The organism is Mesorhizobium loti (assembly GCA_014189435.1).
Taxonomy (GTDB): Bacteria; Pseudomonadota; Alphaproteobacteria; order Rhizobiales; family Rhizobiaceae; genus Mesorhizobium; species Mesorhizobium loti_G.
Genome location: CP050293.1, coordinates 1672852 through 1699328 on the forward strand (window position 1 = coordinate 1672852; position 26477 = coordinate 1699328).

Sequence of the window (26477 nt, forward strand, 5' to 3'; positions counted from 1 at the left end):
ATGGCGAGGGGTGTCATCCTTCTCGCGGCGGGCGGAACCGGTGGGCATCTTTTCCCGGCCGAGGCGCTGGCGCATGAGCTGAACGAGCGCGGCTGGTCGGTGCATCTGGCGACCGATGATCGTGCCGAGCGTTTCGCCGGCCATTTCCCGGCCGCCGCCATCCATCCGATCCAGTCGGCGACGATGGGCTCGAAAAATCCTTTTGCCCTGCTTGGCGCCTTCTGGAAAATCTGGCGCGGCGTGCGCCAGGCTTCCGCCGTCATCGGCAGGATCAAGCCGGATGCCGTTGTCGGCTTCGGCGGCTATCCGACCTTGCCGCCGCTCTACGCGGCGACACGGCGCAAGGTGCCGACGGTGATCCACGAGCAGAACGCGGTGATGGGGCGCGCCAACCGGGCGCTGGCCGGCCGTGTCGATGCCATCGCCGGCGGCTTCCTGCCGCAGGACACCAGTGCTGCCGGCGTCAAGACGGTGACGACGGGCAATCCGGTCAGGCCTGCCGTGCTGGAAGCGGCCAGGATGGCTTATGCGGCGTCGACCGGGGAACAGCCGTTCCGCCTGCTGGTGTTTGGCGGCAGCCAGGGCGCCCAGTTCTTTTCCGATGCCGTGCCGGGGGCCATCGCGCTGCTTTCCGATGCCCAACGCAAGCGGCTGGTGATTACCCAACAAGCGCGCGCGGATGATGTGGCGCGGGTCAAGGCGGCCTATGCCGCGCTTGGCGTCGCCGTCGAGGTCTCGCCCTTCTTCACCGACATGGCGGCACGCATGGCGGCCGCGCATCTGGTGATCTCGCGCTCCGGCGCCTCGACCGTCTCGGAGATCGCCGTCATCGGCCGGCCGGCGTTGCTGGTGCCTTACCCCTATGCGCTCGATCACGACCAGGCGGCGAACGCGGCGGCCCTTGCCGCTGCCGGCGGCGGCGAAGTGCACCCGCAATCCTCGCTTTCGCCCGAGCGCATCGCAGCGCTCGTCGGCGGGTTGATGGACGCTCCCGAGCGGCTGGTGGCTATGGCGGCGGGCGCGAAGTCGGCCGGCAGGCCGGACGCGGCACGGTTGCTCGCTGATCTCACAGAGGCTATTGCGTCGAAAAAAACCGTTTCGGATTTCAGGAAGGGGACGCACGCATGAAGATGCCGCAGACCATCGGCCTTGTGCATTTCATCGGCATTGGCGGCATCGGCATGAGCGGCATTGCCGAAGTGCTGCACAATCTCGGCTACAAGGTGCAAGGGTCCGACCAGGCCGAAAGCGCCAATGTGCAACGGCTGCGAGACAAGGGCATCGAATGCTTCGTCGGCCACAAGGCCGAAAATCTCGGCGAGGCCGAGGTTGTCGTCGTCTCGACGGCGATCAAGAAATCCAACCCGGAGCTGAAGGCCGCGCGCGAAAAGCTGCTGCCGATCGTGCGCCGGGCCGAAATGCTGGCCGAACTGATGCGCTTTCGCCAGGCGGTGGCGATCGGCGGCACGCATGGCAAGACGACGACGACCTCGATGGTGGCGACCTTGCTCGATGCCGGCGGGCTCGATCCGACCGTCATCAATGGCGGCATCATCAATGCCTATGGCACCAACGCGCGCATGGGCGACGGCGAATGGATGGTGGTCGAGGCCGACGAAAGCGACGGCACCTTCCTCAAGCTGCCGGCCGAGATCGCGGTCGTCACCAACATCGATCCCGAACATCTCGATCACTATGGCAGTTTCGACAAGGTGCGCGAGGCGTTCCGCCAGTTCGTCGAGAACGTGCCGTTCTACGGTTTTGGCGTCATGTGCACCGATCATCCCGAGGTGCAGGCGCTGGTCAGCCGCATCGAGGATCGCCGCGTCGTCACCTATGGCGAGAACGCGCAGGCCGATGTGCGCTTCACCAACCACCGCATGGCGGGCGCGACTTCGGAATTCGATGTGGTGATCCGTGACCGCAAGACCGGCGGCCAGACGACGATTTCAGGCCTGCGCCTGCCGATGCCTGGCCGTCACAACGTCTCGAACGCGACCGCCGCGATCGCGGTCGCGCATGAGCTTGGCCTCTCCGCCGAAGCGATCAAAAAGGGCCTGTCATCCTTCGCCGGCGTCAAGCGCCGCTTCACCCACACCGGTTCGTGGAACGGCGTCGAAATATTCGACGACTACGGCCACCATCCGGTCGAGATCTCGGCGGTGCTGAAGGCGGCGCGCAGCGCCACCCAGGGCCGCGTCATTGCCATCGCCCAGCCGCATCGCTTCACCCGGCTGCATGATCTGTTCAACGAGTTTTCCGCCTGCTTTAACGACGCCGACACGGTGATGGTGGCGCCGGTCTACGCGGCCGGCGAGGAGCCTATCGAGGGCGTCAGCTCGGACGCGCTGGTGTCGCGCATCCGCGCCGGCGGCCATCGCGACGCTCGCTACATCGAGGGTCCGGCGGCGATTGCGCCCATCATCCGTGATCTGGCCAAGCCGGGCGATTTCGTCGTCTTCCTTGGCGCCGGCAACATCACCCAATGGGCCTATGCGTTGCCCAAGGAGCTTGGCGGGACCGTCTCATGATGCACGGCCAGGCCCTGATCGACAGACTTGGCGACCGGCTTGCCGGCCTACGCGGCCGCATCACGCCGAATGCCGAGATGGACAAGATCACCTGGTTCCGCGCCGGTGGGCTTGCCGAGGCCCTGTTCCAGCCGGCCGACGAGGAAGACCTTGCCGCGTTCCTCAAGGCTGTTCCAGAGGACATACCGCTGACCATCGTCGGTGTCGGCTCGAACCTCCTGGTCCGCGACGGCGGCATTCCGGGTTTTGTCATCCGGCTTTCGGCCAAGGGGTTCGGCGAGGCCGAGGTCATCTCGCCAATTAGGATCAAGGCAGGAGCGGCCACGCCCGATAAGCGGGTTGCCGCGGTGGCGCTCGAGGCAGGCATTGGCGGTTTCCATTTCTACCACGGCATTCCGGGCGCCATCGGCGGTGCACTGCGGATGAATGCAGGCGCCAATGGCGTCGAGACGCGCGAGCGCGTCGTGGAAGTGCGTGCGCTCGACCGCAAGGGTAATGTGCAGACGCTGAGCAATGCCGATATGGGCTACGCCTATCGCCATTCGGCGGCGCCTGCCGGGCTGATCTTCACCTCGGCCGTGTTCGAAGGCTTTGCCGAGGACAGAGCGGCGATCAAGGCGGCGATGGAGGCCGTGCAGAACCACCGCGAGACCGTGCAGCCGATCCGCGAGAAGACCGGCGGCTCGACCTTCAAGAATCCCGACGGTACCTCGGCCTGGAAGGAGATCGACAAGGCGGGTTGCCGCGGCCTGATGATCGGCGGCGCGCAGATGTCGCCGATGCATTGCAACTTCATGATCAACACGGGAACCGCGACCGGCTACGACCTTGAATATCTCGGCGAGACGGTGCGCACGCGGGTGCTGGAGAATTCCGGCATCCGGCTGCAATGGGAAATCAAGCGCATCGGCAATTTCCGGCCGGGGCATGCGGTTCAGGAGTTTCTCGGGCAACTCCTCTAGCCTGCTTCGAAGTTCATGTGATGCATGAACTTCAACGAGGCCAAAACGGTCCCCAACCGTTGCTCCGAAGACTCAACGACACGCTTTTCGCATCCATTTTCTCAGAAAGTGAATCTCTCGGAATCGTAAGCACTTGCCAGTGAATCAACTCTCTGATTCTCTGCTCGAAAGCGTTTCCTGATTTGAGTCGTTCGACGCGTTTTCAGCGTTTTCCGTCTGGGGGGCAACCTGCCGGGAGACTCGGACTCAATGTTGCGGAAAATCTTGGTTTTTGGTCCGCTGCGAGAGGGGATGCCGGGGAATGAAAAACAAGCATGTGGCCGTCCTGCTGGGTGGGTTTTCGTCCGAGCGGCCCGTGTCTCTGTCCTCGGGAAAGGCTTGTGCCGATGAACTCGAGAAGGAAGGCTACCAGGTCACGCGCGTCGATGTCGGGCGCGATGTCGGCTCGGTGCTTGCCGAGCTCAAGCCCGACGTCGCCTTCAATGCGCTGCATGGCCCTTTTGGCGAGGATGGCACCATCCAGGGCATCCTTGAATATCTCGGCATTCCCTACACCCATTCCGGCGTGCTCGCCTCGGCCCTGGCCATGAACAAGGAGCAGGCCAAGCGGGTTGCCAAGTCGGTCGGCATCCCGGTCGCCGAATCGAAGGTCACCAGCCGCTTCGCCATCCAGAACAAACATCCGATGAAGCCGCCCTATGTGGTCAAGCCGGTCAATGAGGGTTCGAGCTTCGGCGTCGTCATCGTGCATGAAGGCCAGTCGCATCCGCCGCAGGTGATCGGCTCGTCCGAGTGGAAATATGGCGACACCGTCATGGTCGAGCGCTACATCCACGGCCGCGAGCTGACCTGCGCGGTGATGGGCGATGTGGCGCTGGGGGTCTGCGAGATCATCCCGACCGGCCATTCCTTCTACGACTATGATTCAAAATATGTCGCCGGGGGATCAAAGCACGAATGCCCCGCAAAAGTTTCACCGAATATTTACCAAAAAATACAAACACTGGCGCTCAAGGCTCACCAAGCGATCGGCTGTCGGGGCGTTTCCCGGTCGGACTTCCGTTATGACGATCGGCATTCCGAAAACGGCGAGGTTGTCTGGCTCGAGGTCAACACCCAGCCGGGTATGACGCCGACGTCCTTGGTGCCTGAAATCGCCGCCCAGGCCGGGCACTCGTTTGGCGATTTGTTGAGTTGGATGGTGGAGGACGCTTCGTGTCTGCGTTGAAATGGGGACAAGGTAGGGAGAGGGGCGCGGCTGGGCCGGCGCCATTCGGCCTGCCGTTGTCATCGGGCCATTTCGTGCTGCCGCGCATGCTGCGCCGCCCTGTGCGCATTCTGGCGCGCCTGGGTGTCGGGGAATTCCAGGCACCGCGCTTTTCCGCGGCCATGATGTCGGCCGTGCTGATTGCCTCGAGCAGTGCCTACGGCGCCTATCTCGGCGGCCATGTCGACGGCATCGTGCAGAGCATCACCGCCCGCACCGGCTTTGCCGTCGATCAGGTCAAGGTGGTCGGCAATCGCCAGACCTCGGAGATCGATATTCTCGACAGGCTCGAACTCGATGGCTGGACGTCGCTGATCGGCTTCGACGCCGAAGCGGCGCGCGAGCGGATCTCCGGTTTGCCGTGGATCGAGGGTGCGGCGGTCCGCAAGGTCTATCCGCACACGCTGGAAGTGCGCGTCGAGGAACGCGAGGCCTTCGCGCTCTGGCAGCAGGGCGACGAGTTGTCCGTCATCGAGAAGGATGGCGCCGTGATCGCGCCGTTCTCGGGCGGCAAGCAGGTGCTGCTGCCGCTGCTGATCGGTACCGGCGCGCCGGTGAGTGCGCCCGGCTTCATCGCCAAGATCGAAAAATATCCTGACCTCGCGAGCCGGATCAAAGGCTACATCCGCGTCGGCGAACGGCGCTGGGACCTGAAGCTGGACAATGGCATCACCGTCAAGCTTCCCGAGGATGACGAGGATCAGGCGCTCGCCGAACTCGTCAGGATGGACCAGGACAAGGGCCTGTTGTCGCGCGATATCGCTGCCGTCGACATGCGCCTGACGGACCGGCTGGTCGTGCAGTTGACGCCGGAGGCGGCAACGCAGCGCGAAGCCGCGCTCAACGAAAAACCCAAGAGCCTGAAGCGCAAGCCGGAGACGAAGATATGAGCTGGCTTGGCGGTCAAGGCGATGCCTCGTCGCGCCGGTCCGGCACCCTGACGGTGCTAGATGTCGGTTCGAGCAAGGTCTGCTGCATGGTGGCCAAGCTGAAGCCATGCGATGATGGCAAGCTGTTGCGCGGCCGCTCGCACCGGATCCAGGTGATCGGGATCGGCCACCAGAAGTCGCAAGGCGTGAAGTCGGGAGTCATCGTCGATCTCGACCGCGCCGAGCATGCCATCCGTCTCGCCGTCGACGCGGCCGAACGCATGGCCGGGCTGACGGTCGATTCGCTGATCGTCAACATGACCGCCGGCCGGCTGAAGAGCGAAGCCTTCTCCGCCACCATCAACCTGGGCGGCCACGAGGCCGACGAGGCCGATATCAAGCGCGTTCTCGGCGCCGGCGCCAAGCAGGCGCTGAAGGCCGAGCGCGAGGTGATCCATTCGCTTCCCGTCGGCTTCTCGCTGGATGCGGAACGCGGCGTGCGTGATCCGCGCGGCATGGTCGGCGACGCACTCGGCGTCGACATGCATGTGCTGACCGGTGACGCCGCGCCGATGCGCAATCTGGAGCTTTCCATCAACCGTTCGCACCTGTCGGTCGAGCGCATGGTGGCGACGCCCTATGCCAGCGGGTTGGCGGCCCTGGTCGACGACGAACTGGAAATGGGTGCGGCCTGCATCGACATGGGCGGCGGCACGACGACGATCTCGGTGTTTTCGGAAGGCAAGTTCGTGCATGGCGACGCCATCGCCATCGGCGGCAATCATGTCACGCTGGACATGGCCAAGGGGCTGTCGACCTCGCTCGATGCCGCCGAACGGCTGAAGGTGATGCATGGCTCTGCGCTGCCGGGCAGCGCCGACGACCGCGACCTGGTCTCGATCCAGCCGATCGGCGACGATGGCGACGTGCCTTTGCAGATCCCGCGCTCGGTGATGACGCGCATCGTGCGCGCCCGCATCGACGAGACGCTCGAACTGCTGCGCGACCGGCTGAACAAGTCCGGCTACGGCAATGCGGTGGGCAAGCGTGTCGTGCTGACGGGCGGCGCCAGCCAGCTTGCCGGCCTGCCGGAAGCGGCGCGCCGCATCCTGGGACGTAACGTGCGCATCGGCCGTCCGCTCGGCGTGGCCGGCCTGCCGGAAGCGGCGAAGGGGCCGGCCTTCTCGGCCGCGGTGGGGCTTCTGATCTATCCGCAGATGGCGAGTTTCGAGAGCCATCCGGCGAAAGGAATTTCCGGTCTGAGAATGACCGGAACGGGCGGAAAACTGCATCGCATGAGTCAGTGGTTGAGAGACAGTTTCTAAAATTGACGGGGACAGCCCCATAGGCGGCCGCGGCGGCGAAGCGGCGTGAAAGGCAAAGGACGGAGACAATGACCATCAATCTGCAAAAGCCGGACATCACCGAGCTTAAGCCGCGCATCACCGTGTTCGGTGTCGGCGGCGGCGGCGGCAATGCCGTCAACAACATGATCACCGCCGGTTTGCGCGGTGTCGAGTTCGTGGTGGCCAACACCGACGCGCAGGCGCTGACAATGTCGAAGGCAGGCCGCCTGATCCAGCTCGGCGCTCACGTCACCGAGGGGCTCGGTGCGGGATCGCAGCCGGAAGTCGGCCGCGCGGCCGCCGAAGAATGCATCGATGAGATTCTCGACCATCTCACCAACACCCATATGTGCTTCGTCACCGCCGGCATGGGCGGCGGCACCGGTACGGGTGCCGCTCCGGTCGTTGCCCGTGCTGCCCGTGAAAAGGGCATCCTCACCGTCGGCGTCGTCACCAAGCCGTTCCACTTCGAAGGCCAGCGCCGCATGAAGACGGCGGACTTCGGCATCGAGGAACTGCAGAAATGCGTCGATACGCTGATCGTCATCCCCAACCAGAACCTGTTCCGGCTGGCCAATGACAAGACCACCTTTGCCGACGCCTTCGCCATGGCTGACCAGGTGCTCTATTCCGGTGTTGCCTGCATCACCGACCTGATGGTCAAGGAAGGTCTGATCAATCTCGACTTCGCCGACGTCCGTTCCGTCATGCGCGAGATGGGCAAGGCGATGATGGGCACCGGCGAAGCTTCGGGCGAGGGCCGCGCGATGGCCGCCGCCGAAGCCGCGATCGCCAATCCGCTGCTCGACGAGACCTCGATGAAGGGCGCCAAGGGCCTGCTGATCTCGATCACCGGCGGCCGCGACCTGACGCTGTTCGAAGTCGACGAAGCGGCAACCCGTATCCGCGAGGAAGTCGACCAGGACGCCAACATCATCCTGGGCGCCACCTTCGACGAGGAACTTGAGGGCGTCATCCGCGTCTCGGTGGTTGCCACCGGCATCGACAAGTCGGCGGCTGAAATCGCCGCTGCGCCGATCTCGATCCGCACGGCACCGCCGAAGCCGGTCAGCCGTCCGGCGGCTCAGATCGCGGAGGTTCGCCCGGCGCCTGTCCAGCAGGCGGCATACGAGCCACGCGCGACCGACCCGGTCGCCGAAGCGATCCAACTGGCCGAAGCCAATGCCGCGGCCATGGCACAGGCGCGCCCGGCTCCGGTCGCTCACGCTGAAGATTTCCGCCCGCAGAGCAAGATCTTCCAGGCGCCCCCAGCACAGCCGATGCCGCAGCCCGTGGTCCAGCAGATGATGCAGCCTGCTCCGCAGCCGCGCGAGATGCTGCGCGAAGCCCCGCAGCCGGTTGCCATGGCGCCGCAGCGTATGCCGCGCGTCGAGGACTTTCCGCCCGTCGTCAAGGCCGAGGTGGATGCCAAGAGCCGCCCGGTCGACCACGAGAACAACAGCGGACCGATGGGCTTGCTGAAGCGCCTGACCAACGGCCTGACCCGCCGCGAAGAAGAGCCTGCACGGCTGCAGCCGGCGCAGCCGCGCGAACCCAAGCTGCGCCAGGCAGCGCCCGAAGTGCGCCGTCTCGCCAGCCAGGACGCGCAGCTCTACGCGCCGCGCCGTGGTCAGCTCGACGACCAGGGCCGCCTGACACCGCAGGTGAGGTCGACTCAGGAAGACGATCAGCTGGAGATTCCGGCGTTCCTGCGCCGCCAGGCCAACTGATTGGTAAACGGACTGTAACATTTGTTAACAGGCAAGCGAGGTGTCGCTTGCCTGTTGCCGTTTTAAATGGTGTTATTTCAATAACTTGCCAAGCCGTACCCATTCCAGCTCGCGGTTACATAGAGTAAGAAACCGTGATTTGGAGTCTCCCTGACGGGACATTATCTTCGCTGCCTACCATCGTCGGTTTGCCGGGATTTCGGGGGAAGTCGCCCTGCCTGCCGATTCACACAAGAGCCGCGCCCTCGGGCTGGAGAAGCGGACCTAGGCATTACGGGCTTATGGGGATTGTCTTGCACGACTATCAGACGACATTGAAGACGCGCGCGTCGCTTACCGGCACCGGCGTCCACAGCGGCAAGGAAGTCTCCATCAGCTTTTTGCCGGCGGATGCCGACACCGGCATCGTTTTCCAGCTTTTCAACGGTGCGGAGCAGGGCCGCGAGTTCCGCGCCCTGGTCTCGGAAGTCGGCGCCACCGACCTGTGCACCATGCTTGGTGATCCCGCCGGCGAGCATATCGCCACGGTCGAGCACATCATGGCGGCGCTGTTCGGGCTCGGCATCGACAATGTCGCCGTCGAGATCGATGGTTCCGAGGTTCCGATCTTCGACGGCAGCGCCATGGCGTTCGTCGAAGCCATCGATCACGCAGGCATCGAGACGCTCTCGGTCAAGCGCCGCTATATCAGGGTCATCAAGCCGGTCCGCATCGAGAACGGCGCCTCCTGGGCGGAGTTTCGGCCCTATGACGGCACCCGTTTCGAGATCGAGATCGACTTCGAAAGCCCGGCGATCGGCCGTCAGCTGTTCGCCTCCGACCTCAATGCCGATATCTTCCGCCGCGACATCGCGCGCGCCCGCACCTTCGGCTTCATGAAGGATGTCGAGCGGCTGTGGGCCGCCGGATACGCGCTCGGCTCCTCGCTGGAGAACTCGCTGGTCATCGGTGACGACAACCGCGTCATCAATATGGGCGGCCTGCGCTATCCCAACGAATTCGTGCGCCACAAGACGCTGGACGCCATGGGCGACCTGGCGCTGGCCGGCGCCCGCTTCATCGGCTGCTTCCGCTCCTATCGCGGCGGCCACAGGATGAACGCCGCGGCCCTGCGCCGCCTGCTGTCGGATCGGACCGCGTTCGAGATCGTCGAGACGACGCGCCGCGAGCGCTGGCCGCAGCGCCGAGATGAACGCCGTCAACGCGCCGCTCTACGCGCCTTGGATGATCTGATTCTCTTAACTTTTTCGGATTTCATGGCGGGCAGAGGTGTTGCATGAATGCACCACCAGCTGGCGAAATCACATGGGTGTCGGGCCGCCCGCTTGTCGCCACAAAAATGCGCGATTGGCCGGCGATAGCGTTGCCCGGCAAGGCGGTTATGGTTTATGGCTGCTGCCGTCGATTAGTGCATGTTGCCTGGAAGTGGGGACCAGTTTTGGGACAACGGCATGCAGCGGACATTAAAATAACGCCGAAAGGGCGGAATCCAATCATGTTCTTCAAGCGAGTTGGTCAATTGAAAGCGCCGCAGAGAGCTGTTTTCCTGGCGCTTTCGGTGGTTGTTCCATCGCTCTTCCTGTCGGCCTGCATGTCGTCGGAGAAAGATATCGACCTGTCGACCTATGTCGACCAGACAGAACCGGCTGATGTTCTCTACAATCAGGGCCTCGCCAATCTCAATGCCGGACGCCTGCAGGAGGCGAGCCGCAAGTTCGACGCGGTCGACCGCCAGCATCCCTATTCGGAGTGGGCCCGTAAATCGATGGTGATGGGCGCCTTCGCCGACTATCGCCAGGGCAATTATGACGAGGCGATCGGCTCGGCCAAGCGCTACCTCACGCTCTATCCGTCGACCGATGACGCTGCTTATGCGCAGTACATCATCGGCTTGAGTTACTACCGCCAGATCAAGGACGTGACGCAGGACCAGAAGGAAGCGCGCCTGACCCTTCAGACCATGCAGGACCTGGTGACGCGCTGGCCGACATCGGAATATGCCGACGACGCCAAGGAAAAGATTCGCTTCGCCAACGATCAGCTGGCCGGCAAGGAGATGCAGATCGGCCGCTATTATCTCGAGCGCCGTGAATACATCGCCGCCGTCAAGCGCTTCCGCACCGTGGTCGAGAACTATTCCAACACGCGTCATGTCGAGGAGGCGCTCGCTCGCCTGACCGAAAGCTATTACGCGATGGGTCTGACCTCTGAGGCGCAGACCGCCGCCGCGGTGCTCGGCACCAACTACCCCGACAGCTCGTGGTACAAGGATTCCTACAAGCTCTTGCAGAGCAATGGGCTTGCACCGCGCGAAAACGCCGGGTCGTGGATATCCAAGGCCGGGAAGATGATCACCGGCGCCTGACGTCTGAGCATCGACTGAAGCGTTCACAGCGCTTTTCGGATTGATCCGACGCTCAAACAAAAAGATAGTGCGGCGCTGCGACTGCAAATGGTCGCGTGCCGTTCTAGATTCGGGTTCTGATGCTTTCCAGACTGTCGATCCGCGATATCGTCCTGATCGAGAAGCTGGATATCGACTTCCAGCCGGGTCTTTCGGTGCTGACCGGCGAAACCGGCGCCGGCAAATCCATCCTGCTCGATGCCTTGTCGCTGGCGCTCGGTGCGCGCGGCGACGCGTCGCTGGTGCGCCATGGCGCGGCGCAAGGCCAGGTCATCGCGGTCTTCGACGTGCCGCGCAATCATCCGGTGCGTGCGCTGCTTGCCGAAAACGCCATCGAGGATGACGGCGACATCATCCTGCGCCGCCTGCAGACGGCGGACGGCCGCACCCGCGTCTTCGTCAATGATCAGCCTTCGAGTGTCACCCTGATGCGCGATGTCGGCCGCGCGCTCGTCGAGATCCACGGCCAGCATGACGAACGCGCTCTGGTCGATCCCGGCGCGCACCGCGAGGTGCTCGACGCTTTCGGCGGCCATCTCGGCGCCGTCCGCTCGACGGGCGAGGCATGGCGGCATTGGCGCGCCTGCGAGCAGGAGTTGTCGCGCCACCGTGCCAAGGTGGCGGCGGCCGCGCGCGAGGCCGATTATCTGCGCGCGGCGGTGGCGGAGTTGACCAAGCTCGATCCGCAGCCGGGTGAGGAGACCGATCTGGCCGAACTGCGCGCGTCGATGATGCGGGCCGAAAAGATCGCTTCCGAAATCCATGACGCGCAGGATGTGCTGTCCGGCCCGTCCTCGCCCTTGCCGCAACTGGCCAGCCTTCTGCGGCGGCTGCAGCGCAAGGTGACGGAGGCGCCCGGCCTGCTTGACGACGTCGTCAAGTCGCTGGATGAGGCGATGCTGTCGCTCGACGCGGCGCAATCGGGCGTCGAGGCAGCACTTCGCGCCACCGAATATGATCCGCAGCGGCTGGAGAAGGCGGAGGAGCGGCTGTTTTCATTGCGCGCGGCCTCGCGCAAGCACAGCGTCGCCGTCGACGATCTGGCGCAGCTGCGCGACACGATGTCGGCCGATCTCGCCGATCTCGATGCCGGCGAGGAACGCCTGCACGGGCTGGAAAAGCAGGCCACTGCCGCGCGCGAGACCTATGACATCGCCGCCGCGCAGCTGTCCTCGCTTCGTCATGCAGCTTCGGTCGGCCTGACCAAGGCGGTCATGGCGGAATTGCCGGCGCTGAAGCTCGAACGCGCTGCCTTCATTGTGGAAATGAAGAGCGATGCCGAGAACCGCATGGAAGAGGGCATCGACCAGATTGAATTCTGGGTGCGCACCAATCCCGGCACGCGGCCCGGGCCGATGATGAAGGTGGCGTCCGGCGGCGAGCTTTCGCGCTTCCTTCTGGCGCTGAAGGTGGCGTTGGCCGACCGTGGCTCGGCGCCGACGCTGGTGTTCGATGAGATCGACACCGGCGTGGGCGGCGCTGTCGCGGACGCCATAGGCCAGCGCCTGGCGCGGCTGTCGAAGCGCGTCCAGGTGCTCTCGGTGACGCACGCACCACAGGTGGCGGCGCGCGCGGCAACGCATTTCCTGATCTCCAAATCCGGCACCACCGACAGGGTTGCCACCGGCATTGCCGAAATGGACCGGCCGGCGCGACAGGAAGAGATCGCGCGCATGCTGGCCGGCGCCACCATCACCGACGAGGCGCGCGCCGCCGCCGAGCGGCTGCTGCGTGAAAATACCACGGCGGCATAAGAACGACGGGTGTCAGGGATCGAGTCAGGATATGGCTCCATCCCGCTGTTCAGGAATGCTTTTCCCAAAATCCTGATCTATTGTGGCGGGCCACCGTTCGGGGAAGGAAAGCATGGCTGAAAAACCTGTCGATTCGCTCAGTGAAAGCGAGGCCGAAGCCGAGCTGAAGCGCCTGGCGGAGGAGATCGCCGAACACGACCGGCGCTATCATACCGAAGATGCGCCTGTAATAAGCGATGCTGAGTATGATGCGCTGGCACGGCGCAACCTTGCCATCGAGGAGCGCTTTCCGGCGTTGGTGCGCGAGGATTCGCCGTCGCGCAGGGTTGGCTCGGCGCCAGCGGAAGGCTTCGCCAAGGTGCGCCATGCCGTGCCGATGCTCAGCCTCGCCAAGGCCTACACCGACGAGGACGTCACCGATTTCCTCGAACGCGGCCGGCGATTCTTCGATCGCGACAAGGATCTCGACATCGCCTTCACGGCCGAGCCGAAGATCGACGGCTTGTCAGCTTCGCTGCGCTACGAGAACGGCGTGTTCGTGCAGGGCGCAACGCGCGGCGACGGCACTGTCGGCGAGGACATCACCGCCAATCTGCGGACAATCGCCGACATCCCCGCGAAACTGAAGGGATCGGGCTGGCCCGAAATCATCGAGATCCGCGGCGAGGTTTACATGACCTATGCGGAATTCGAGGCGTTGAAGCAGCGGTCGGCCGCGGTCGGCGGCCAGGACTACGTCAATCCGCGCAACACGGCGGCCGGGTCGCTGCGCCAGAAGGACGCTTCTGTCACTGCCAGCCGAAACCTCAAATTCTTCGCCTATGCCTGGGGCTACACGACAGCGGATCCGGCCCCGACCCAATATGATGCGGTGCAGAAATTCGCCGAGTGGGGATTCAAGATCAGTCCGCTGATGGTCCGGGCCAAATCGGTCGACGAACTGGTCGCGCAGTATCGCCTCATCGAGGAGCAGCGCTCGTCGCTTGGCTACGACATCGATGGCGTCGTCTACAAGGTCGACCAGTTGGAATTGCAGCGCCGATGGGGGTTCGTTACCGGCGAACCGCGCTGGGCGGTCGCGCACAAATTTCCGGCCGAACAGGCGATGACCACCGTACAGAAGATCGACATCCAGGTTGGCCGCACCGGCACGCTGGCGCCGGTGGCAAGGCTGGCGCCGGTCACTGTTGGCGGCGTCGTGGTCGAGAATGTCACGCTGCACAATGAGGACTACATCAAGGGCCTGGACTCGACCGGCCAGCCTATCCGCGACGGCATCGACGTGCGCATCGGCGATACGGTGGTGATCCAGCGGGCAGGCGATGTCATCCCCCAGATCGTCAGCGTCGTCATCGACAAGCGGCCGCCTGATGCCGTGCCCTACGAGTTCCCGCATACCTGTCCGATTTGCGGCTCGCCGGCGACGCGCGAGATCAACGAGAAGACCGGCAAGGAAGATTCCCGCCGGCGCTGCACCGGCGAACTGATCTGTCCGGCCCAGGCGGTGGAAGGCTTGCGCCACTTCGTGTCACGTGGCGCCCTGGACATCGAAGGCCTCGGTGCCGAAAACATAGACACCTTCTTCAATGCGGGATTGATCAAGACCGCCGCCGATATCTTCACACTCAGGGACCGCCGCCCGGCCGTCACCAGGGCGCTGGCCGAGCGCCGCGAGGAGCAGGCCAGGCAGCGCGAGGCCGCATCGGGCAAGACGCGCAAGAATGTGCGCAGCGTCGAGGATCGCAACTATGAAGGGCTGGACAAGCTGTTCTCCGCCATCGATTCGCGCCGCGAGCCGGAGCTGGACCGCTTCATCTTCGCGCTCGGCATCCGCCATATCGGCGAAACGACGGCGGCCGTGCTTGCCCGGACGTTCTCGACCATCGAGGAGCTGATCCGTGTCGGCAAGGAAACAGCGGCAGCGGAAGATCCGCACAGTGTCTTCCCGTCGGTCAACGGCATTGGCGACACGGTGATCGATGCGCTGCGCGATTTTTTCGGCAATGAGCGCAATGACGACGTGCTCGACAAGCTGCTCGAGCAGGTCAAGCCGAAGCCGTATATCGTCACCGTCTCGGCCGACAGTGAGGTTGCCGGCAAGACGGTCGTGTTCACGGGCTCGCTGGAGAAGATGACACGCTCCGAAGCCAAGGCGATGGCGGAGCGCCTCGGCGCCAAGGTTGCCGGCTCGGTCTCGGCCAAGACGGATCTGGTGGTGGCCGGGCCTGGTGCCGGCTCCAAGCTGAAGCTTGCCAGCGAACTCGGCATCGAGGTGATCGACGAGGATGCCTGGCTGGCGCGGATCGGCAAGGCGTGATGGAAGGCGCATTCAAAGGGTTCGGCCCAAAGGCCATTCCGTTCCTGAAGGCGCTGGACTTCCACCAGAGCCGCGAATGGTTCCTGGAAAACCGCGACCTGTTCGAAAAGGAGCTGCGCGATCCCTTTGGCGATCTCGTCGACACGCTGACCGAGCGCTTCGCAAAAGCGGGCCTCGGCCTGCGCGGCGACCGCAAGAAGTCGCTGTTCCGCATCAATCGTGATGTTCGCTTCGCCAAGGACAAGCGGCCCTACAACCGGCATTTGTCGGCCATCCTGTCGCCCGACGGCACCAAGATGGAGCAGGGCGTGTTCTACGTGCATATCGGGCTTGAGCGCTGCTTTGCCGACATTGCCTGGTGGCAGCCGGAGCCGGCGCTGTTGCTGGCGATGCGCAAAGCCATCGCGACGAAGCCGGACAGGTTTCGCGCCCTTGTGGCGGCGTTGAAGAAGAACCGTCTTGAACTCGAGACCGAAGGCCGGATGAAGCGTACGCCACGTGGATTCGAGGAAATCGGCGATCCCGATCTGGTCGCCGCCATCCGCCACCGGCATTTTTATGTCCAGCATGTCATCGATCCGGCGGGAATCCATACGGCTGATCTGGTCGACGAACTCGTCGATTTCACCTTGCGCGCCAAGCCACTGCTTGATTGGGGCAGGGCGATCGAGGGCAAGGTTCCCGCTTGACTAGCCTCCGGCTCCGGTAACCCGACGATCATTTCCGCTGATCGTTTGGCTCAAGCGAATTCGTGTGACAAGGCAGGCAACGCTTCCTACATCAGGCCTCTGATTAAGGAGAGGTCATGTCGGCGCAAGCAATTTCCGAGAGCGGCGATAGAAGCGATTTCTGGCAAGGCGTGCGGCTTTCGATGCCTGTCGTGGTGGCGTCGGCGCCGTTTGCGGTGCTGTTCGGCGCGCTCGCCGTCGACAATGGCTTCTCGGTCCTGGAAGCCTTCCTGATGAGCGCGCTGGTCTATGGCGGCGCCAGCCAGATGGTGGGGATCCAGCTGTTCGGGCAGCATGTGGCGCCGTGGCTGATCGTGCTGTCGATCTTTGCCGTCAATTTCCGCCATGTGCTCTATTCCGCCGGAATCGGCCGGCGCATCGCACACTGGCCTGTCATCCAGCAGGCACTTGGTTATTTCATCCTCACCGATCCGCAATTCGCGGTGGCCGAGGCGCGGGCGCAATCCGGCCAGACGGTCGGCTTCGCCTGGTATCTGGGGCTTGGCCTGCCGGTCTATCTGTTCTGGATCGTCGAAAGCGCGCTCGGCGCCGTGTTCGGCAAGCTGATCCCCGACACGCACGCGCTGGGCATCGATTTCCTGCTGCCGATCTATTTTCTCGGCTTGGTCCTCGGCTTTCGCAAGCGGCCGCTGTGGCTGCCTGTGGTGATCGCCAGCGCCGCCGCCTCCATCGTCGCCTACAAGACGGTGGGCTCGCCCTGGCATGTCTCGATCGGCGCGATTGCCGGCGTGCTGCTGGCGGTCATCCTGCCACCCCACCATAGCGGCGTGAAGGCACGGCCATGAGCACGACATTCTGGATCATCATCGCCGGCGCGATCGCCACCTATCTCACGCGCGTCGGCGGGCATCTCGTCATCTCCCGCTTCCATAACATCCATCCGCGTGTGGAAGCCGGCCTCAACGCCGTGCCGGCGGCGGTGCTGACGACGCTGGTGGCGCCCGAGTTGTTGAATGCCGGGCCGGCGGAATGGGCGGCATTGGTGGTCACCGCGGTGGTTTCGCTGCGCGGCGGGCTGATGGCGATGTTTCTGGCGGGCGCGGCGGTGTTGATCGTGGCGCGGCAATTCGTCGGGTAGTTCTGCCGGCGCGATTGTTTGGAAAGGTTGGCGCCGCCCCTCATTGCCCTGCCGGGCATTTCTCCCCGTATAGTGACGGGGAGAAAGACGCTATCATCGACGATTTCGCCAATCGTCGACGTTGCAACGTTGGAGCGCTTCCCTTCTCCCCGTCACTATACGGGGAGAAGGTGCCGGCAGGCGGATGAGGGGCAGCGCCAGCTTTCCAAGACCAGCCCCTAAATCTTGGCGTCGTGCGGCAGTGGCGCGGTCGCCTTTTCCAGCCAGGCCAGCGTCTCGCCATCCAGCATCGGTCCGATCTCGGCCAGCACGCGCGCGTGGTATGCGTCGAGCCAGTGCAGTTCGTCACGCGTCAAGAGGTCTGACTGCACCAGTCTGGTGTCGATCGGTGCCAGCGTCAGCGTCTCGAAGCCGTGCATGGCGATGTCGCCGCCCTCGATCTCTTGCGCCGGCGTCACCAGGATAAGATTCTCGATGCGGATGCCGTAGGAACCTTCCTTGTAGTAGCCGGGCTCGTTGGACAGCATCATGCCTTCCAGCAGCTTTTCGGTGCCGGTGCGGGCAATGCGCTGCGGCCCTTCATGCACGGCCAGATACGAGCCGACGCCATGGCCGGTGCCATGGGCGAAGTCGCAACCGTGCTTCCACAGCGCCATGCGGGCGACGGCATCGATCTCCGAGCCGCGCGTGCCGGCGGGAAAGCGCAGCGTCGAGATGCCGATCATGCCTTTCAGCACCAGGGTGAAGCGTTCGCGCATCTCCTGCGTCGGCTGGCCGATCGGCACGGTACGCGTGATGTCGGTGGTGCCGTCCTGATACTGCGCGCCGGAATCGAGCAGGAACAGTTCGCCGGACTGCAGCTTGCGGCTGGTGGCGCGCGACACGCGGTAATGCATGATGGCGCCGTTCGGTCCGGCGCCCGAAATGGTGTCGAAGGAGACGTCGCGCAGCGGCATCTGCGTTTCCTCGCCGGTCTGCCGCCGCGACTCCTCCAGCCTGGTGACGACCGTGATCTCGTCGAGCGAGCCGGGTTTTTGCCGCTCCAGCCAGCACAAAAGCTTCGCCACAGCCGCGCCATCACGCCGATGCGCCGCGCGCGAGCCATTGATCTCGGCCTGGTTCTTGGTGGCGCGCGGGATGCGGGCAGGGTCGACTGCTGCAATCACCGTGCCGCCATTCTCCTCGACCAGCATGCGCAACCTGTCGGCCGCCAGCACCGGGTCGAGCGCGATTTTCGCGCCACTCTTGGCAAGCGCCACGATTGCCGCTTCGAATTCGCCGGGCTCATGCGGCTCGGCGAGCTGGGTGAGGTAGGCCGCGACCTGGCGCGAGAATTTGCGCTTATCCATGAAAAGCTGGTGCGATCCGTCGGCGGCGAGAATGGCGAAGCCGAGCGCCAGCGGCGTGTGCGGCACGTCACCGCCACGGATGTTGAAAGCCCAGGCGATGGAGGAAGGGTCGGTCAGCACGGCATGGGTGGCGCCGTCCTTGGCGATCGCAATCGCCAGCCGCGCCAGCTTGTCCTTGGCGAGTTCGCCGGCAAAGCCGATCGGGTGAAGCTCGACCGGGGCAACGGGCGGCTGCGGCTGATCCTTCCAGATGATGTCGATCGGGTTCTTGTCGAGCGGCACCAGCGCGGCGCCTGATTTGTCGGCTGAGGCCTGCAGCGCCTTGACCTCGCTGATCGTGTGCAGCCATGGATCGAAGCCGAGCCGTGCGCCCTTGCCAAGATTGTCTTTGAGCCAGACAGCCGGCGGGTTATCGACCAGGCTTTCGATCGAAAAGACGTCGAGATCGACCTCGCTGCGCACCTGCAGCGTGTAGCGCCCGTCGACAAAGACGAAGGCGCGGTCGCGCAGGACGATGGCAACACCGGCCGAGCCGCTGAAGCCGGTCAGCCATTTCAGCCGCGCCGAACGGTCGGCGACATATTCGCCCTGATGCTCGTCGGCGCGCGGCACGATGAAGCCATCCAGCCCGTTGGCTTCAAGCCATTGGCGCAGCAGCGCCACGCGTGACTTGCCGACGGCCGGGTCGCCCGCGGAATCGAAAGTCTGGAACATTGTAGGCCTCCTGCAGTCAGCGCAACCGTAGCGTACGGCCGCGGAAATCGGAATCCATTTCCGGCTGGGCGCAACCTGCTACAGCATCGCTTGACTGACAACCGGCGGAACTTGGTCCAATCGATCGCGGACGGTCGCCTGCTTCAGTGTTTGAGGTGGATCGTCACCCAGCCCTCGCGGTGCAAGGTGCGCACGTGGCGAAAATTCTGGCCGACATAGGCCGAGATGACGGCGTCGCGCTGGCGCTCGAGGATGCCCGACAGGACGATCGAGCCGCCAAGTGCGATGTGACCGGCCATCTGCGGCGCCAGCCGCATCAGCGGCCGCGCCAGTATGTTGGCGACGATCAGATCGAAAGGCGCGCGCTTGCCGAAGATCGGGTGGTGGAAGCCCGGCGCGGTTGCCGTTTCCACCAGCGCCTTGACGTGGTTGAGCCGCGCATTGGCGGCGGCCACCCGCACCGCCACAGGATCGATGTCGGTCGCCAGCACCGGAATATGCGCCAGCTTGGCGACGGCAATCGCCAGCACCGCACTGCCGGTGCCGAGGTCGAGCGCATTGCGCGGACGCTCGCGCCGCACCACTTTCTCCAGCATTTCGAGGCAGCCGGCGGTGGTGCCGTGGTGACCGGTGCCGAAGGCGAGGCCGGCCTCGATTTCGATGGCGAGTTCGCCGCTGTGGCGCTTGCGCCGGTCATGCGCGCCGTGGACGAAGAAACGGCCGGCGCGCACCGGCTTCAACTCTTCCAGCGAATGCGCCACCCAGTCGATGTCGGGCAGGGCCTCGCGCTCGATCGGCTTCGACAGGGAGAGCCCGGCAAGGATGTCCTTCAAGCGGGTTTCGACCATTTCGATGTCGCCATCGGCATAGAGCGACACTTCGTGGATGTCTTTGTCCTCGTCGACCTCCAGGACGGCGATCGGCAGGCCTTCTTCCTCGAAGGCCGCCTCGAGCGCCGCGAAAATGCTGATGGATTCGATCTTTCCGGTGGTGAAGTAGAGGCGCGTCTGGGTCATGAAATGGTGATCAGCCTTTCGCCGCCAGCCGCTTCAGTTTGGCGACGGCCGTGTCCGAACTTTCGCCATACGCGATGGTGCCGGCAAAGTCGCCCTTGGCGTTGAGCAGCAGCACCGAGGCGGTGTGGTCCATCGTGTAGTCGCCGTCGCCGGTGTCGACCTTCTTCCAGTAGATGCCGAACGACTTGGCCATGGCATGGACCTTGTCCGGATCGCCTGTGATGCCGGTGATGCGGTCGGAGAAATTGCTGACATAGGCGTTCATGACATCGGGCGTGTCGCGCTCCGGATCGACCGAAACGAAATAGGCGTGCAGATCCTTGCCGTCGTCGCCGAGCGTCTTCAGCCAGCCGGCCAGTTCGAACAGCGTGGTCGGGCAGACCTCGGGGCAATGGGTGAAGCCGAAGAAGACGACGCTGGGCTGGCCCCTGAACGCAGCTTCAGTGATCGGCGCGCCTTTCTGGTCGACCAGGGTAAAGGCAGCGCCGAAGGGCTCACCGCCATAGTGGCCGCGGTACCAGTCGAAGGTCAGCCAGCCGATGCCGGCCGCCATCAGGACGAGAATGCCGACCAGGATAGAACGCATCATCAGAAAAGTCCGTCCGCAGAAATCGTCGCGCCGGCTCAATGCCGCGCCTGTGCGACAGTCTTAGCGGTTCGGCCCCGCGCAGGCAAAGTGCCGCGTTGCCGCAACCGCCGGGGTGTTGACGTATCTGCTTGCAAAGCCGGGCTGCTCGCCCCACCTGTGACCGGCAACTCGAACCGCAGGAGGCTCCTTTGCGAGGATTGATTGGGCACGGACTGATTGGGCGAAAACTGATCGGCGGCGCGTTGGTCGCGTGCGTTGTCCTTGGCACTGGCGCTGCCGCCGCCGAGGAAGTCGGCAAGGTCGGCGTCGACTGGCTCGGCAACGACATCATCGTCGAGGCGATCAAGGATCCCAAGGTGGAGGGCGTGACCTGCCACGTCTCCTATTTTGATCGCGGCATCATCGATCGCCTGCACAAGGGCAACTGGTTCGAGGATCCGTCCGATTCCTCGATTTCTTGCCGCCAGACCGGTCCGATCACCATCGGCGACATCGACATGGGCGAGGGCGGCGAGGAAGTGTTCAAGCAAGGCATCAGCCTGATCTGGAAGAAGCAGGTGGTGAACCGTATCTACGACAAGGCCAACGAGACGCTGATCTATCTCTCGCATTCGCGCCAGGTGCAGAACGGCTCAGCCAAAATGTCGGTCACCACCGTGCCGCTCTACGGCCAGAACGTGGTGTGGAGCAAAGGCAAGCCGCAATAGGCGGTTTAATTCTTTCCCGGAACGGGTCGGACGGACGAATGGTCCCGCTTGCGGGACCATTCGCCTAGGGGCCAATCTTTGCCGGGAACCGATCTGACGGACGATTGGCCCCGCTTGCGGGACCAATCGCCTAGGGGTAAAGCCGCCGGCATGGACCGTACTGAAAGTCTTGTGCCGAAGGATCCCGAGCCGCGCATCCATCCGACCGCGGAGCTGAAGGCGTGCAAGCTCGGCCGCTATGCCTCGATCGGCGAGCGGGTGGTGCTGCGCGAGGTGAGCGTCGGCGACTTTTCCTATTTCGAGCGCCATTCGGAAGCCATCTACACGACGATCGGCAAATTCTGCTCGATCGCCGCCAACAGCCGCATCAATGCGCTGGAACATCCCATCGAGCGGCTGACCCAGCACAAGGTGAGCTACCGGCCGAACGAGTATTTTCGCTGGCTGGGTGTCGACGCGGCCTTCCGCGCGCGGCGGCAGGCGAAAGCCGTGACCATCGGCCATGATGTCTGGATCGGCCACGGCGCGGTGATCATGCCCGGGATCACCATCGGCAATGGCGCGGTGGTCGGCGCCAACGCGGTGGTGACGCAGGACGTGCCGCCCTACGCAATCGTCGCTGGCGTGCCGGCGAAGGCGCTCCGGCCACGCTTCGCGCCGGATGTTGCGGCGCGGATCGAAGCTCTCGCCTGGTGGGACTGGCCGGTCGAAAAGCTCGCCAGAGCGGTTCCCGACATGCAGGCGATGCCGATCGAAGCCTTCCTTGATCGCTGGGAAAACGACGCAGTCTGAGTTTGCACGACATGTCGGACTGAAACCCCTTCCGCCATGCGGGGGTGGCGCGGCGGAAGGGGCTGGAGGTAAACCGCTGTGAAGCGGAAGGAACAGGCTCTCTTGCCTGCAGGGTTACAGTGCCATTCAACCCATAAGGTGTGTTTTCTGCCTTGTTCTCCTTATGCGTGCATTCAATTGTGCCTGACGTATTTGTCTGCGCCGGGAACCTGAAACGGTCGCCGGTTGTTTCTCATTGCGCCGCAGCGTTGAGGGATTTCGACAAGATGGAAAAGCTTTTCACCAAGATAGCCAACTGGGTCGCCCATATAACCGGCCTGCCGCTGACATTTGCCGTCTGCTGCCTGATCGTCGTCGTCTGGGCGGCAAGCGGGCCATTCTTCGGCTTTTCGGACACCTGGCAGCTCGTCATCAATACGGGCACGACCATCATCACCTTCCTGATGGTGTTCCTGATCCAGAACACCCAGAATCGCGACGGTGCGGCGATCCAGGCCAAGCTCGACGAACTGATCCGGGTCAGCGCGGGCCACAACCGCTTCATCGGCATCGAGCACCTGACCGAATCCGAAGTCGAGGAAATCCGCGACAAATGCGAGCGTGCCGCCAAGCGGCACGACGAGCATATCGCCGCCATGGCGGCAAAGAAGGCCGTGGCGCAGAAGCGCACCCCGAAGAAGCACGCGGCCTGAAGGTCAGCCCTTCATGAACGCGGCGAAAGGTTCCTTGTAGTCGGGATGCCAGCGCGACAAAGCTGGGCGGTTCTCGATGATGTCGCCGATTGCCCAGGCCATGCGCTTTTCATCCAGCGGCCGCGCCGCCTCATTGTCCGGGCACAGGATGTAGAAATCGCCCCTGGTCAGGGATTCCAACATGAAATCAACGACTTGTTCGCCGGTCCAGGCGCCGGCCGGTTTTTCCGTCGCGCCTTCGGTCAGGCCGGTAAAGGTGAAGCCGGGGATCAGCAGATGGGCCGAGACATGGGCGCCGGGCTCGTTGCGCAGCGCATGCGCCAGACCTTCGGTGAAGGTCTTCACCCCGGCCTTGGAGACATTGTAGGCAAGGTTGCCGGGCGGCGTGGTGATGCCTTGCTTGGAGCCGGTGTTGATGATCAGGCCCGGCCTGGCAGAGGCCAGCATGCGCGGCGCAAAGGCCTCGACGCCATGCACGACGCCCCAGAAATTGATGTCCAGCAGCAGTTTCCAGGCATCGCGGTTTTCCCAGGGCTTTCCGGGGTTGTCGCCGACGCCGGCATTGTTCATCAGCAGCGACACGTCACCGAAGGCGCCGAACGCCCGTTCTGCGAGGCGGTCCACTTCATCCGCCTTCGAAACGTCGGCGGCGACGGCAAGCACGGCATCGTTGCCGGCAATCGCAGAGACGGCGCGCGCGGCGTCGTCAAGGCGCGCGCCGCCAATGTCGGCCAGCACGATCTTCATGCCCATCATCGCAAACCGCTTGGCGGCCGCAAGACCGATGCCGCTGGCGCCGCCGGTGATGACGGCGGCGTTGCCTCGGCCAAGCGCGGGCAGGGCGGTCTGGATTTCGGTGTCGGTGATCATGCGCGATGGGTTCCTTCTCTCGATGGCGCCGAACTTAGCGCTGGAACGGGCTTGCGCAAGCCTCTGCTCACCTAGTCGGGTTGACCAGTCCGGTCGAGGCTGCGCATGTTGCCGAGACAAAAGAAGACTTTTGCCGAGGCAAATGGAGATTTCCTGATTGACGGACTGGGTTGCAATCCTGAAGGAACAGACCGCCACCGGCGACCAGATGGGCCGTGAGGTGCCGCAGATGCTGGCCAATCCCGACATCAGCGAAGCGCAGGTGAAGACGCTCTTTTCCGCCCTGGAGAAACAAGCCGAGTTCGTCGAGAAACTGCGCATGGCGCTGGAAAAGTTCGGCCATGATTTCTCGATCATCAAGGCCGCGGAACGGCTGGAGGAGCGCTATGCCGACCTTGCCGCTTCGGTGGCGGAAAAGCTGAAAGCGATGCGCAAGTAGCGGCTACTTTTCGATCACCCGAGCGAAACGCGTATCCGGCACGAGCCATACGGTGGCGACCAGCACATAGATCGCGACGCCAATCCATTGGCTGATAAAGGTGAGCGGGACGGCCGCGAGGTAGAGGGCGAGCGAGATCCTGCCTTTACGGTCGCTGCCCAGGGCCCTGGCAAAGGCGCTGTCGCTGCCGTGAATCCGGTGCAGAGTGATGGTCAAAATGTTGAAGGCAACAGCGCATAGCGCGAGGTCGGCGCCGTAGACGGCGACCGGCACCGGCGCGAAATGATTCTCGCCCATGAAGGCCGTCGTTGCCGGCATCAGCGAGAGCCAGAACAGCAGATTGAGGTTCGCCCACAGCACGCGGCCGTCGACGCGTTGCACGGTGTGGAACATGTTGTGCAGATTGTTCCAGTAGATGCCGACATTGATGAAGGACAGCACGTAAGAGAAGAAGATCGGCCACAACGGCACCAGGGCGGAAAAATCCTCGCCATGCGGCACTTTCAGTTCAAGCACCATGATGGTGATGATGATGGCCACCACGCCGTCGGTGAATGCCTCGACCCTGCCTTTGCCCATCGATACCCCCTCGCTGTCGGCGAAATCTACGCGATGGCGGGACGGGCGGCTACCGCTGATGTGACCGGATGAACGGGAGCGAACTCCTGACAGTTCAGAACGGAAGACAATCACACCGCCGCTGTTCTGGACGTTGCGGATGGCACCCGATATTGCCTGCCTCTCAGCCGTTCGGTGTTTCAGGCGAAAGATGGGCGCGCCCGCGTGGCACGCCAAGGCCGGTGTCCGGCGGTTCGCCGGCGGCCGGCCTGTCCTCGATCATGTGCATGGTGCGCCAGCGGCCGAAGCGGTAGTAGGCCGCGGCCAGTACAAGCGAGGTGACCGAACCAGCCGGGAAACTCCACCACAGCGCTTCCTCGCCGATCACGCCGCGCATGAAATAGGCGAAGCCGGTGCGCACGACCAGCACCGAGATCACCAGGATGATCAGCGGCGGCATCACGGCGCCCGTGGCGCGCACCGTGGCAAACAGCACGATGGTGATGCCAAACAGGATGAACGACCACGAGGCGACATTGTTGATGTGGACGGCGATGTCGATCGCGGCGCTGTCGCTGCTCAGGAACAGGCTCAGCACCGAGCGGTCGAAAAACGACAGCACGGCAACCAGTGCGCCGGTCAGGACCAGGTTGAAGCCGACGCCGGAGGCGGCGATGCGGCCGATCCGGTCCCAGCGCCCGGCGCCGACATTCTGCGCCGCCATCGAGGAGACCGCGGCACCGATGGCGAGCGCCGGCATCTGGATGTAGGTCCACAGCTGGGCCGCGATGCCGTAGGCGGCGGCGACCTGCGAGCCGTAGGAATTGACCATGCCCATCACCGTCAATGCAGCCGCGGAGATGACGATCATCTGCAGGCCCATCGGCACGCCCTTGAAGACGACGATGCGCAGCAAGGCGGGGTCGGGCCGCAGCAGAGCGAGGTTTGCGCCGGCCAGGCGCAGCGGATGCTTGCGCACATAGAGCACGATCAGGATAGCGATCACGCTCACCGTCTGGCCGATCAGCGTGGATGTGGCCGATCCGGCGATGCCGAGTTCCGGGAACGGGCCGATGCCACGGATGAGCAAGGGGTTGAGCACGATGTCGAGGACGACGGCCAGCGCCATGAAGAAGAAGGGCGTGCGCGAATCGCCGGCACCGCGCAGCACGGTCATGACGAAGGACAGAAGGTTCATCATCGGCACGGCGACGAAGATGATGCGCAGGTAGGAGCGCGCCAGCGGCAAGGCATCGGCCGGTGTGCCGAGCGCGCCCAGGATGGCGTCGACCCAGATCCAGCCGCAGACTGCGAACACCACCGAGACCAGGAAGAAGAAGGTGGCGCTGGTGCCGACGATGCGGCGCGCCTCCGGCAGGTCGCGGGCGCCGACCGACTGCGCCACCAGGATGGTGGCCGCCATGCCGATGCCGAATACCGTGCCGAGGATCAGGAACAGGACGAGGTTGGCGTTGGAGGTGGCGGTCAGCGCCGATTCGCCGAGGAAACGGCCGACCCAGACGGCGTTGATCGACCCGTTGAGCGACTGCAGCACGTTGGAGCCGAGCACCGGCAGGGCGAACAGCAACAGCGTGCGCGGGATCGGGCCGCTGGTCAGGTCGCCGGTGCGCCGGCGCGTGGGCATTTTCTCGTCCATGGCTGGCAACTCGGCGAAGGTTTGACTCTATCTCTTTGTTTCGGCGCAATTCCCAAGGGAAAGCGCCATGCGCTTTTCCCGGGAAAA

Annotated in this window: 24 protein-coding genes; 18 read left to right on the top strand and 6 right to left on the bottom strand. The window is 64.0% G+C overall.

Going from position 1 to position 26477, the window contains the following annotated elements; genetic code table 11:
- The 14 genes from murG (at position 1) to HB777_08140 (ending at position 17007) form a co-directional block, all read left to right on the top strand.
- Positions 1 to 1128, top strand: a complete 1128-nt coding sequence (gene murG, locus HB777_08075; GenBank protein ID QND63859.1) for an undecaprenyldiphospho-muramoylpentapeptide beta-N-acetylglucosaminyltransferase — start codon at positions 1 to 3, stop codon at positions 1126 to 1128.
- Complete coding sequence (locus HB777_08080; GenBank protein ID QND63860.1) at positions 1125 to 2531, top strand: UDP-N-acetylmuramate--L-alanine ligase; 1407 nt, start codon at positions 1125 to 1127, stop codon at positions 2529 to 2531. The genes murG and HB777_08080 overlap by 4 nt, the downstream gene beginning before the upstream one ends.
- Positions 2528 to 3493: a UDP-N-acetylmuramate dehydrogenase gene (gene murB / locus HB777_08085; GenBank protein QND63861.1), complete on the top strand. Its 966-nt coding sequence runs from the start codon at positions 2528 to 2530 to the stop codon at positions 3491 to 3493. The genes HB777_08080 and murB overlap by 4 nt, the downstream gene beginning before the upstream one ends.
- A 301-nt stretch (positions 3494 to 3794) precedes the next feature.
- Positions 3795 to 4721 (top strand): D-alanine--D-alanine ligase, encoded by a 927-nt coding sequence (locus tag HB777_08090; protein QND63862.1) that lies wholly within the window; start codon positions 3795 to 3797, stop codon positions 4719 to 4721.
- The gene (locus HB777_08095) at positions 4709 to 5650 is read left to right on the top strand and encodes a cell division protein FtsQ/DivIB (GenBank protein ID QND63863.1); all 942 of its coding nucleotides are present in this window, start codon (positions 4709 to 4711) and stop codon (positions 5648 to 5650) included. The genes HB777_08090 and HB777_08095 overlap by 13 nt, the downstream gene beginning before the upstream one ends.
- Entirely contained in the window at positions 5647 to 6954 is a 1308-nt protein-coding gene (gene ftsA / locus HB777_08100; GenBank protein QND63864.1) for a cell division protein FtsA, read from the top strand. Before HB777_08095 ends, ftsA begins: the two co-directional genes overlap by 4 nt.
- A 68-nt stretch (positions 6955 to 7022) precedes the next feature.
- Positions 7023 to 8705 (top strand): cell division protein FtsZ, encoded by a 1683-nt coding sequence (ftsZ, locus tag HB777_08105; protein ID QND63865.1) that lies wholly within the window; start codon positions 7023 to 7025, stop codon positions 8703 to 8705.
- A 293-nt stretch (positions 8706 to 8998) separates the two neighbouring features.
- Positions 8999 to 9985, top strand: a complete 987-nt coding sequence (locus HB777_08110; GenBank protein QND63866.1) for a UDP-3-O-acyl-N-acetylglucosamine deacetylase — start codon at positions 8999 to 9001, stop codon at positions 9983 to 9985.
- 215 nt (positions 9986 to 10200) lie between these two features.
- A complete protein-coding gene (locus HB777_08115) occupies positions 10201 to 11070 on the top strand; it encodes an outer membrane protein assembly factor BamD (protein ID QND63867.1) in 870 nt (289 codons plus the stop codon).
- Positions 11071 to 11189: 119 nt separating this feature from the next.
- The gene (gene recN / locus HB777_08120; protein QND63868.1) at positions 11190 to 12863 is read left to right on the top strand and encodes a DNA repair protein RecN; all 1674 of its coding nucleotides are present in this window, start codon (positions 11190 to 11192) and stop codon (positions 12861 to 12863) included.
- Between the two features lie 112 nt (positions 12864 to 12975).
- On the top strand, positions 12976 to 15180 hold the full coding sequence (gene ligA, locus HB777_08125; GenBank protein ID QND63869.1) for an NAD-dependent DNA ligase LigA: 2205 nt from the start codon (positions 12976 to 12978) through the stop codon (positions 15178 to 15180).
- Positions 15180 to 15869 carry a TIGR02453 family protein gene (locus tag HB777_08130; protein QND63870.1) on the top strand — a complete coding sequence of 230 codons (690 nt, stop codon included), beginning with the start codon at positions 15180 to 15182 and terminating at the stop codon, positions 15867 to 15869. Before ligA ends, HB777_08130 begins: the two co-directional genes overlap by 1 nt.
- A gap of 116 nt (positions 15870 to 15985) precedes the next feature.
- Positions 15986 to 16714 carry an AzlC family ABC transporter permease gene (locus HB777_08135; GenBank protein ID QND63871.1) on the top strand — a complete coding sequence of 243 codons (729 nt, stop codon included), beginning with the start codon at positions 15986 to 15988 and terminating at the stop codon, positions 16712 to 16714.
- Positions 16711 to 17007: an AzlD family protein gene (locus HB777_08140; GenBank protein ID QND63872.1), complete on the top strand. Its 297-nt coding sequence runs from the start codon at positions 16711 to 16713 to the stop codon at positions 17005 to 17007. The genes HB777_08135 and HB777_08140 overlap by 4 nt, the downstream gene beginning before the upstream one ends.
- A gap of 218 nt (positions 17008 to 17225) precedes the next feature.
- Here HB777_08140 and HB777_08145 read toward each other — a convergent pair whose 3' ends face one another.
- The 3 genes from HB777_08145 to HB777_08155 all read right to left on the bottom strand — a co-directional run bounded on the left by HB777_08145 (position 17226) and on the right by HB777_08155 (position 20675).
- Complete coding sequence (locus tag HB777_08145; GenBank protein ID QND63873.1) at positions 17226 to 19070, bottom strand: aminopeptidase P family protein; 1845 nt, start codon at positions 19068 to 19070, stop codon at positions 17226 to 17228.
- Positions 19071 to 19213: 143 nt separating this feature from the next.
- Positions 19214 to 20086, bottom strand: a complete 873-nt coding sequence (locus HB777_08150; GenBank protein QND63874.1) for a 50S ribosomal protein L11 methyltransferase — start codon at positions 20084 to 20086, stop codon at positions 19214 to 19216.
- Positions 20087 to 20096: 10 nt separating this feature from the next.
- Positions 20097 to 20675 (bottom strand): SCO family protein, encoded by a 579-nt coding sequence (locus HB777_08155; protein QND63875.1) that lies wholly within the window; start codon positions 20673 to 20675, stop codon positions 20097 to 20099.
- 188 nt (positions 20676 to 20863) lie between these two features.
- On the opposite strand from HB777_08155, the gene HB777_08160 reads away from it, so the two are divergent.
- The 3 genes from HB777_08160 to HB777_08170 all read left to right on the top strand — a co-directional run bounded on the left by HB777_08160 (position 20864) and on the right by HB777_08170 (position 22866).
- The gene (locus tag HB777_08160) at positions 20864 to 21382 is read left to right on the top strand and encodes a CreA family protein (protein ID QND63876.1); all 519 of its coding nucleotides are present in this window, start codon (positions 20864 to 20866) and stop codon (positions 21380 to 21382) included.
- Positions 21383 to 21532: 150 nt separating this feature from the next.
- Positions 21533 to 22174: an antibiotic acetyltransferase gene (locus HB777_08165; protein QND63877.1), complete on the top strand. Its 642-nt coding sequence runs from the start codon at positions 21533 to 21535 to the stop codon at positions 22172 to 22174.
- A 266-nt stretch (positions 22175 to 22440) separates the two neighbouring features.
- Positions 22441 to 22866, top strand: a complete 426-nt coding sequence (locus tag HB777_08170) for a low affinity iron permease family protein (protein ID QND63878.1) — start codon at positions 22441 to 22443, stop codon at positions 22864 to 22866.
- Positions 22867 to 22869: 3 nt separating this feature from the next.
- Here the strand turns inward: HB777_08170 and HB777_08175 are convergent, their stop codons facing one another.
- Positions 22870 to 23736, bottom strand: a complete 867-nt coding sequence (locus HB777_08175; protein QND63879.1) for an SDR family NAD(P)-dependent oxidoreductase — start codon at positions 23734 to 23736, stop codon at positions 22870 to 22872.
- 157 nt (positions 23737 to 23893) lie between these two features.
- Here HB777_08175 and HB777_08180 point away from each other — a divergent pair, with 157 nt between their 5' ends.
- A complete protein-coding gene (locus tag HB777_08180; protein QND63880.1) occupies positions 23894 to 24175 on the top strand; it encodes a hypothetical protein in 282 nt (93 codons plus the stop codon).
- 3 nt (positions 24176 to 24178) lie between these two features.
- On the opposite strand, the gene HB777_08185 is transcribed toward HB777_08180, so the two are convergent.
- Positions 24179 to 24754: a DUF1211 domain-containing protein gene (locus HB777_08185; protein ID QND63881.1), complete on the bottom strand. Its 576-nt coding sequence runs from the start codon at positions 24752 to 24754 to the stop codon at positions 24179 to 24181.
- A 163-nt stretch (positions 24755 to 24917) separates the two neighbouring features.
- Positions 24918 to 26390, bottom strand: coding sequence for an MATE family efflux transporter (locus HB777_08190; GenBank protein ID QND63882.1), 1473 nt, complete (start codon positions 26388 to 26390; stop codon positions 24918 to 24920).
- Positions 26391 to 26477 lie beyond the last annotated feature (87 nt).

Bases quoted from the DNA above. Each gene is read 5' to 3' on its own strand.
- murG (QND63859.1), top strand. From the start codon at position 1: ATGGCGAGGGGTGTCATCCTTCTCGCGGCGGGCGGAACCGGTGGGCAT.
- HB777_08080 (QND63860.1), top strand. From the start codon at position 1,125: ATGAAGATGCCGCAGACCATCGGCCTTGTGCATTTCATCGGCATTGGC.
- HB777_08185 (QND63881.1), bottom strand. From the start codon at position 24,754: ATGGGCAAAGGCAGGGTCGAGGCATTCACCGACGGCGTGGTGGCCATC.
- ftsA (QND63864.1), top strand. From the start codon at position 5,647: ATGAGCTGGCTTGGCGGTCAAGGCGATGCCTCGTCGCGCCGGTCCGGC.
- HB777_08155 (QND63875.1), bottom strand. From the start codon at position 20,675: ATGATGCGTTCTATCCTGGTCGGCATTCTCGTCCTGATGGCGGCCGGC.
- HB777_08135 (QND63871.1), top strand. From the start codon at position 15,986: ATGTCGGCGCAAGCAATTTCCGAGAGCGGCGATAGAAGCGATTTCTGG.
- HB777_08130 (QND63870.1), top strand. From the start codon at position 15,180: ATGGAAGGCGCATTCAAAGGGTTCGGCCCAAAGGCCATTCCGTTCCTG.
- HB777_08145 (QND63873.1), bottom strand. From the start codon at position 19,070: ATGTTCCAGACTTTCGATTCCGCGGGCGACCCGGCCGTCGGCAAGTCA.
- HB777_08175 (QND63879.1), bottom strand. From the start codon at position 23,736: ATGATCACCGACACCGAAATCCAGACCGCCCTGCCCGCGCTTGGCCGA.
- recN (QND63868.1), top strand. From the start codon at position 11,190: ATGCTTTCCAGACTGTCGATCCGCGATATCGTCCTGATCGAGAAGCTG.
- HB777_08150 (QND63874.1), bottom strand. From the start codon at position 20,086: ATGACCCAGACGCGCCTCTACTTCACCACCGGAAAGATCGAATCCATC.
- HB777_08190 (QND63882.1), bottom strand. From the start codon at position 26,390: ATGGACGAGAAAATGCCCACGCGCCGGCGCACCGGCGACCTGACCAGC.
- HB777_08140 (QND63872.1), top strand. From the start codon at position 16,711: ATGAGCACGACATTCTGGATCATCATCGCCGGCGCGATCGCCACCTAT.
- ftsZ (QND63865.1), top strand. From the start codon at position 7,023: ATGACCATCAATCTGCAAAAGCCGGACATCACCGAGCTTAAGCCGCGC.
- HB777_08165 (QND63877.1), top strand. From the start codon at position 21,533: ATGGACCGTACTGAAAGTCTTGTGCCGAAGGATCCCGAGCCGCGCATC.
- HB777_08115 (QND63867.1), top strand. From the start codon at position 10,201: ATGTTCTTCAAGCGAGTTGGTCAATTGAAAGCGCCGCAGAGAGCTGTT.
- ligA (QND63869.1), top strand. From the start codon at position 12,976: ATGGCTGAAAAACCTGTCGATTCGCTCAGTGAAAGCGAGGCCGAAGCC.
- HB777_08090 (QND63862.1), top strand. From the start codon at position 3,795: ATGAAAAACAAGCATGTGGCCGTCCTGCTGGGTGGGTTTTCGTCCGAG.
- HB777_08170 (QND63878.1), top strand. From the start codon at position 22,441: ATGGAAAAGCTTTTCACCAAGATAGCCAACTGGGTCGCCCATATAACC.
- murB (QND63861.1), top strand. From the start codon at position 2,528: ATGATGCACGGCCAGGCCCTGATCGACAGACTTGGCGACCGGCTTGCC.